Source organism: Actinotalea sp. JY-7885 (assembly GCF_014525465.1).
Classification (GTDB): domain Bacteria; phylum Actinomycetota; class Actinomycetes; order Actinomycetales; family Cellulomonadaceae; genus Actinotalea.
Genome location: NZ_JACEXH010000185.1, coordinates 1 through 5,895 on the forward strand (window position 1 = coordinate 1; position 5,895 = coordinate 5,895).

7 protein-coding genes and 1 pseudogene are annotated in these 5,895 nt (G+C 73.6%); 2 read left to right on the forward strand and 6 right to left on the reverse strand.

Annotated features, from left to right (window positions below; translation table 11 throughout):
* Window positions 1-391, forward strand: a pseudogene (locus IDM29_RS14075) (SseB family protein); the annotation flags it as partial.
* A gap of 22 nt (window positions 392-413) precedes the next feature.
* Here the strand turns inward: IDM29_RS14075 and IDM29_RS14080 are convergent.
* From IDM29_RS14080 to IDM29_RS14105, 6 genes are all read right to left on the reverse strand, one after another.
* Window positions 414-875, reverse strand: a complete 462-nt coding sequence (locus IDM29_RS14080) for a spore germination protein GerW family protein (RefSeq protein WP_220458029.1) — start codon at window positions 873-875, stop codon at window positions 414-416.
* A 48-nt stretch (window positions 876-923) separates the two neighbouring features.
* Entirely contained in the window at window positions 924-1,688 is a 765-nt protein-coding gene (locus IDM29_RS14085; RefSeq protein WP_309232742.1) for a serine protease, read from the reverse strand.
* A complete protein-coding gene (locus tag IDM29_RS14090; RefSeq protein ID WP_255491832.1) occupies window positions 1,685-2,269 on the reverse strand; it encodes a hypothetical protein in 585 nt (194 codons plus the stop codon). Before IDM29_RS14090 ends, IDM29_RS14085 begins: the two co-directional genes overlap by 4 nt.
* A 52-nt stretch (window positions 2,270-2,321) precedes the next feature.
* Window positions 2,322-2,708: a DUF1844 domain-containing protein gene (locus IDM29_RS14095; protein ID WP_182113666.1), complete on the reverse strand. Its 387-nt coding sequence runs from the start codon at window positions 2,706-2,708 to the stop codon at window positions 2,322-2,324.
* A 77-nt stretch (window positions 2,709-2,785) separates the two neighbouring features.
* Window positions 2,786-4,282 (reverse strand): catalase, encoded by a 1,497-nt coding sequence (locus IDM29_RS14100; RefSeq protein WP_182113667.1) that lies wholly within the window; start codon window positions 4,280-4,282, stop codon window positions 2,786-2,788.
* A gap of 94 nt (window positions 4,283-4,376) precedes the next feature.
* Window positions 4,377-4,784: a Fur family transcriptional regulator gene (locus IDM29_RS14105; protein WP_182113668.1), complete on the reverse strand. Its 408-nt coding sequence runs from the start codon at window positions 4,782-4,784 to the stop codon at window positions 4,377-4,379.
* 304 nt (window positions 4,785-5,088) lie between these two features.
* Between IDM29_RS14105 and infC the strand changes: the two genes are divergently transcribed.
* The coding region (gene infC / locus IDM29_RS17395; RefSeq protein WP_309232743.1) for a translation initiation factor IF-3 at window positions 5,089-5,895 on the forward strand (807 nt) is incomplete at its 3' end.

The window sequence follows — 5,895 nt, forward strand, 5'->3', positions numbered from 1 at the left end:
GTCGGCCCGACGGGCGGCCGCGGCGTGCCTCGAGGAGGGCTGGCACGTGCTGGTCGTCGACGCGGCAGGGCCCGTCACGGCCGTCGTCCCGGCGCCGGCGGTCCACGCGCTCGCCCGGGGCGTCGCCTGGGAGCCCGCGGTGACGGACGGTGCCGTGGCGCCCGACGTGGCCGCGGCCGTCCGCGCGGCCCTGTCACGCGTGGCCCACCTGGCGTCGGTCGACGTCGTCCCGGGACGCGCGGCCGAGGTGGCGGTCGTGCTCGGGGTCCGTCCGGGCCTCGACCGTCCGGCCCTCGACCGGCTGCTGCAGGCCGTCGGCGACGCGCTCGGTGGCGCGGACGTCGCCGCCCGCGCGGACTCGATCGAGCTGAAGGTCGTCGCGGCCGCCTGAGACGGCGCCGCCCGCCCTGACCTCAGTGGTGCCGGCGTCGCGCGCGCAGCGCCCACGCGAGGGCGAGGGCAGCCACGCCGGTGACCACCTGGCCGACGACGATCACCCGGCCGAGGTCCAACGCCGGCTCCCAGGAGACGTCGCTGCCGCGCACCACGTAGACGCCGACCGGTCGGGCGCGGACGCCGAACCCGCCGCCGCCACCCGCACCCGTGCCCTCGCCGCGGGCGTCGGTGCTCGCGCCGCCCCCGAGCTCGCCCGTGCCCCAGCCGGACCCGGCGGCACCCGTGACGAGCGCCACGGGCACGAGCGTGACCCCGTCCTGCTGCACGGGCTCGCCGAAGACGCGGCGCACGTGCAGGGCGTCACCCGCGACGCGCACCGCGGTGTCCGTCCGGCCGCGCAGCCCTCGCCGCCGCCCGGGTCCGTGCCCGTGCGCGGGTCCGTGCCCGTGGCGTCCCTGCGGGTCCTGGTTCTCGTCCACGACTGCCTCCATCCCCTCGGTGGTGGGTCTCTCGCTGCTCAGGCCTGCTCAGGGGGAGCACTGCGACGCGGGGGTGAAGGAGGCCTCGTCCGCCAGGAGGGTGCGCACCGTGCTGACGGGCACGATGAAGCTCTGCCCCGACGCGTTCTTCGCGTACACGACGCCGACCACGTGACCGTCGGCGTCCAGGACGGCGGACCCGGAGCTGCCGGGCTCGACGGCCGCGTCGGTGACGAGCACCTCGCCCAGGTTCTCGTGCAGCGGGTCCGTGGTGCTGCCGATGACCTGTCCCGTGGTGAGCGTCAGGGCGCCGCCCTGGGGATAGCCGACGACGGTCACGGCGTCGCCCGGCACCGGGTCGCTGCCGGCGAGCTCGGGGTAGCTGGGGAGGTCCTCCGCGGTGCGGACGACGGCGAGGTCGGCCAGCGTGGCCGTGCTGGCCGCCGTCACGGCGACGTCGCGCCCGTCGTACGTCTGGACCTGGAGGTCGGCCGAGTCCGCCACGACGTGCTTGTTGGTGATCAGCGTCGTGGCGTCGATCGCGAAGCCCGAGCCGGTCGAGAGCGAGCTGCACCCGACGTTGCGGATCCGGACCGCGAGGCGCTCCACCGCGTCGAACCCGTCGGGCGAGAGGTTCCCCGTCCCGGACTGCGCGAGCGGGGCCTCGCTGGGCACGAAGTCGGTCCGGACGGGACCGGGCATCCGGGGGAAGTCGTCGACGGTCTCCTGCACGGCCGCGCACCCCGCCAGCGCCCCCACCAGGAGGAGCGCGGTGGCAGCCGGCACCGCCCGGGCGCGCAGACGGCGCCTCACTGGCCGAGCTCCCGCTGCAGCGCGGCGTTCGCGTCGGTCGCGGTCTGGCACAGCGCCTGCACCTCCGTGCCGAAGCGTTCGAGCTCGACCGGATCGTACTGCGCGGCGTTCTCGAGGTAGCCGATCAGCTGGTTCTGCCCCTGCACGCACCGGTCGAGCGCGAGCGCGACGGTGCCGGCGGCGACGGAGACGCGCTGCTGGTAGTCGACGAGCTGCCGCTGCACCTCGCGGTCGTCGCCGATCTGGGCCTTCTCGTCGGCGAGCTCGACGATCCGCTCGTTCGCCGTCGTCAGCTGCGACCGCACGCCCTCGAGCTCGCCGCGCGCGCCCTCGAGCTCCGCCCGTGTCGTGGCCAACTCGGTGCCGAGGTCCTGCGCCGTGGCCTCGTACTGGCCCGCGCGGTCCCGCCACGCGGTCGACGTCCGGTACAGGTGCACGGCCGCCACGACCGCCACGACGAGCAGGACCGCGAGGACGACGACGGCCACCAGGCGTGTCCGACGGCGCCGCGTGCGTCGCAAGGGCTCGGGACGCGCGGGCGCGTCCGGGTCCGTGGTGGCCGTCGAGGCCGGTTCCGTCATCCGTCCAGGATAGGAGAGCACGGGTGCGCCGTGACCGGGAGCACGCCGCGGATCAGCTCACCGCGCCGGTGAGTCGCTCCCCGGGGCCCTCGCCCGGCGCGTCGGGGAAGGGCGACGCCTCGCGGAACGCCAGCTGCAGCGAGCGCAGCCCGTCGCGCAGCGAGCGCGCGTGCTGGTTGCCGATGTCGGGCGCCGCGGCCGTGACGAGGCCGGCGAGCGCGGTGATGAGCTTGCGCGCCTCGTCCAGGTCCTGCAGGTCCTCGCCGCGGACGGTCTCGGTGTCCGGGCTGAGCCCGCACTTGACCGCAGCGGCGCTCATGAGGTGGACGGCGGCGGTGGTGATGACCTCCACGGCGGCGACGTCGGCGATGTCGCGCAGGGCGCCGTCGGTGGTCTCGGAGGTGCTCGGGGTCGGCGCGCTCGCGTCCTGCTGGCTCATGGGTCGATCCTCTCACCGGCGAGGGGCCCGCCCCGGACGCGTGGTCCGGGACGGGCCCCTCGGGTCCTGCGGGACGGTCAGTCGACGGGCAGCGCCGACGTGGCCGGCTGTCCCGTCTCGATGGGCGCCGTGCCGGCCAGGTTCGCCCGGAGCGCGGCACCGAGGCCGGCGTCCACCTGGGTCCAGTACGCGATGGCGCGCTCGCGGATGTCCGCGGCCTTGACACCGCCCACGTGCCCGGTGATGACGTCGAGGAAGCGCGCCCGGGCGGCGTCGTCGAAGACCTCGCGGTACAGCGTGCCCGCCTGGCCGAAGTCGTCGTCCTGCGGGTGCAGCGTGGCGGCCGCCCGCACCATCGCGCCGTCCGACTCCCAGCCGGACTCGCCCGCGCGGGCCGGCTCGGCGTGCGCGCCGCCCCGCGAGTTGGGGGCGTAGACCGGGATCTCGGGCGCGTTGAACGTGTAGCGCGCGGCGCCGTCCTGCGAGTACGAGTGCACGGGCGCGTTGTGCGGCGCGTTGACCGGCAGCTGCGCGTGGTTCGTGCCCACGCGGTACCGGTGCGCGTCGGCGTAGGAGAAGATCCGCGCGAGCAGCATCTTGTCGGGGCTCGCCGCGATGCCGGGGACGAAGTTCGAGGGGGCGAAGGTCGCCTGCTCGATCTCGGCGAAGTAGTTCTGCGGGTTGCGGTTGAGCTGCATGGTGCCGACCTCGATGAGCGGGTAGTCCGCGTGCGGCCACACCTTCGTCAGGTCGAACGGGTTGAAGCGGTACTCCGCCGCCTCCGCGTACGGCATGACCTGGACCGACAGCGTCCACGAGGGGAAGTCACCGCCCTCGATGGCCTCGTGCAGGTCCCGGATGTGCACGTCCGCGTCGGAGCCGGCGAGCTGCGACGCCTCGTCCGGCGTCATGTTCTTGATGCCCTGGTCGGTGCGGAAGTGGTACTTGACCCAGAACCGCTCGCCCTCGGCGTTGATCCACTGGTACGTGTGCGAGCCGAAGCCGTCCATGTGACGCCACGATGCGGGGATGCCGCGGTCGCCCATGAGCCACGTGACCTGGTGCGCCGACTCGGGGGACAGCGTCCAGAAGTCCCACTGCATGTCGTTGTCGCGCAGGTGGGAGCCCGGCAGGCGCTTCTGCGAGTGGATGAAGTCCGGGAACTTGATGCCGTCACGGATGAAGAAGACGGGCGTGTTGTTGCCGACCAGGTCGTAGTTGCCCTCGGTCGTGTAGAACTTCAGCGCGAAGCCGCGCGGGTCGCGCCACGTGTCGGGCGAGCCCGCCTCGCCGGCCACCGTCGAGAAGCGCGCGAGCATCGGCGTCTGCACGCCCGGCTGGAAGAGCGCGGCGCGCGTGTAGCGGCTCACGTCCTGCGTCGTGGTGAACGTGCCGAAGGCGCCGCCGCCCTTGGCGTGCACGACCCGCTCGGGCACCCGCTCGCGGTTGAACTGGGCGAGCTTCTCCACCAGGTAGTGGTCGTGCAGGACGACGGGTCCGTCGGCGCCGACGGTCAGGGCGTGGGCGTCGGAGGCGACGGGCGCCCCGGAGTTGGTGGTGGTGAACGGCGTCACTGTGGTCCTTCCGGTCGTGCGGTGCCGCGGGATCGCGGCACGGCGGTGCTGACGCCGGCATCCGCCGGCGTCGTCTGCTGCTCGGTGGGCGCGCTCAGGCGCCCTGGCAGTCGGGGCACAGGCCCCAGTACGTGACCTCCGCCGTCTCGACGGTGAAGCCACCGGTCGAGCTGGGCGTGAGGCAGGGGGAGGGGCCGACGGCGCAGTCGACGTCGTCGATCGCCCCGCAGCCCTGGCACACCACGTGGTGGTGGTTGTCGCCCACCCGGCGCTCGTAGCGGGCGGGGTGGCCCGCCGGCTCGATGCAGCGGAGCAGGCGTGCGTCGGTCAGGGCGTGCAGGACGTCGTAGACGGCCTGGACGCTGACGGTCGGAAGGGTGCGGCGCACCTCCGTCAGGACGGCGTCGGCGGTCGCGTGCGGTGCTCGACCCACGGCGTCGAGCACCGCGATGCGCGGTCCCGTCACCCGGAGCCCCGCGTCGCGCAGGGTGTCGCTGTCCATGCCGCGATCATGGCACAGTTTTCTTGAACCATTCAAGAATTCGGGGTGTGACGCCCGTCGCCTCGGGGTCGCGGGGTCGGAGGTGCTAGAGTGGTGCGCGACCGACCGGTACGTTCTGCCCGCTCGCGGGTGGCGTGTGCCGGTGCACAAGTGGAGCAGATCCCACCCGAGCCCCGACGGACCGCCTCGTGCGATCGACAGGGTGCCGGGTTCCGGTCCGAGGGTCACGGCGCGACGCCGCGACCTGGTGTCGGGTGCACCCCTCGTAGGGTGTGGCGGCACCGTCGGACGCAGGCCTCCGCGTGTGCTCAGCACCGGAGGCCTTCTTCGTTGCTCGAGGTCTCACGACGAGCACGAGGAGCAGCACATCAGCGAGCCCCGCATCAACGATCGGATCCGCGTCGCCGAGGTCCGACTGGTCGGCCCGAACGGCGAGCAGGTCGGCATCGTCCGCGTGGAGGACGCCCTTCGTCTTGCCCAGGAGGCGGACCTCGACCTGGTCGAGGTCGCTCCCGACGCCAGGCCCCCGGTCTGCAAGCTCATGGACTTCGGCAAGTTCAAGTACGAGGCCGACATGAAGGCGCGTGAGGCGCGCCGGAACCAGGCCAACACGGTTCTCAAGGAGATCCGCTTCCGCCTCAAGATCGACCCGCACGACTACGGCACCAAGAAGGGCCACGTCGAGCGGTTCCTCAAGGCGGGCGACAAGGTCAAGGTCATGATCATGTTCCGCGGTCGCGAGCAGTCGCGCCCGGAGATGGGCGTGCGCCTCCTGCAGCGCCTGGCCGACGACGTCGCGGAGCTCGGCTTCATCGAGAGCATGCCGAAGCAGGACGGCCGAAACATGATCATGGTGCTCGGCCCGACCAAGAAGAAGGCCGACGCCAAGGCGGAGCAGCAGCGGCTCAAGGCGCAGCAGGCTCCGGAGGAGGCTCGTCCCGAGCGTCCGGCGCGGGAGCCGTCCGCCGCGCCCGCCCAGGCGCAGGCCCCTGCCGAGGCACCGGCCCCGGCGCAGGAGCAGGCTCCCGTCCAGGCGCCGGCTCCCGCCCGAACGGCGGCGCCGGTGCAGGCTGCGCCCGCGGAGTCGGCTCCGGCCGAGGCGGCACCGGCT

Bases quoted from the DNA above. Each gene is read 5' to 3' on its own strand.
- IDM29_RS14090 (WP_255491832.1), bottom strand. From the start codon at position 2,269: ATGACGGAACCGGCCTCGACGGCCACCACGGACCCGGACGCGCCCGCG.
- IDM29_RS14105 (WP_182113668.1), bottom strand. From the start codon at position 4,784: ATGGACAGCGACACCCTGCGCGACGCGGGGCTCCGGGTGACGGGACCG.
- IDM29_RS14095 (WP_182113666.1), bottom strand. From the start codon at position 2,708: ATGAGCCAGCAGGACGCGAGCGCGCCGACCCCGAGCACCTCCGAGACC.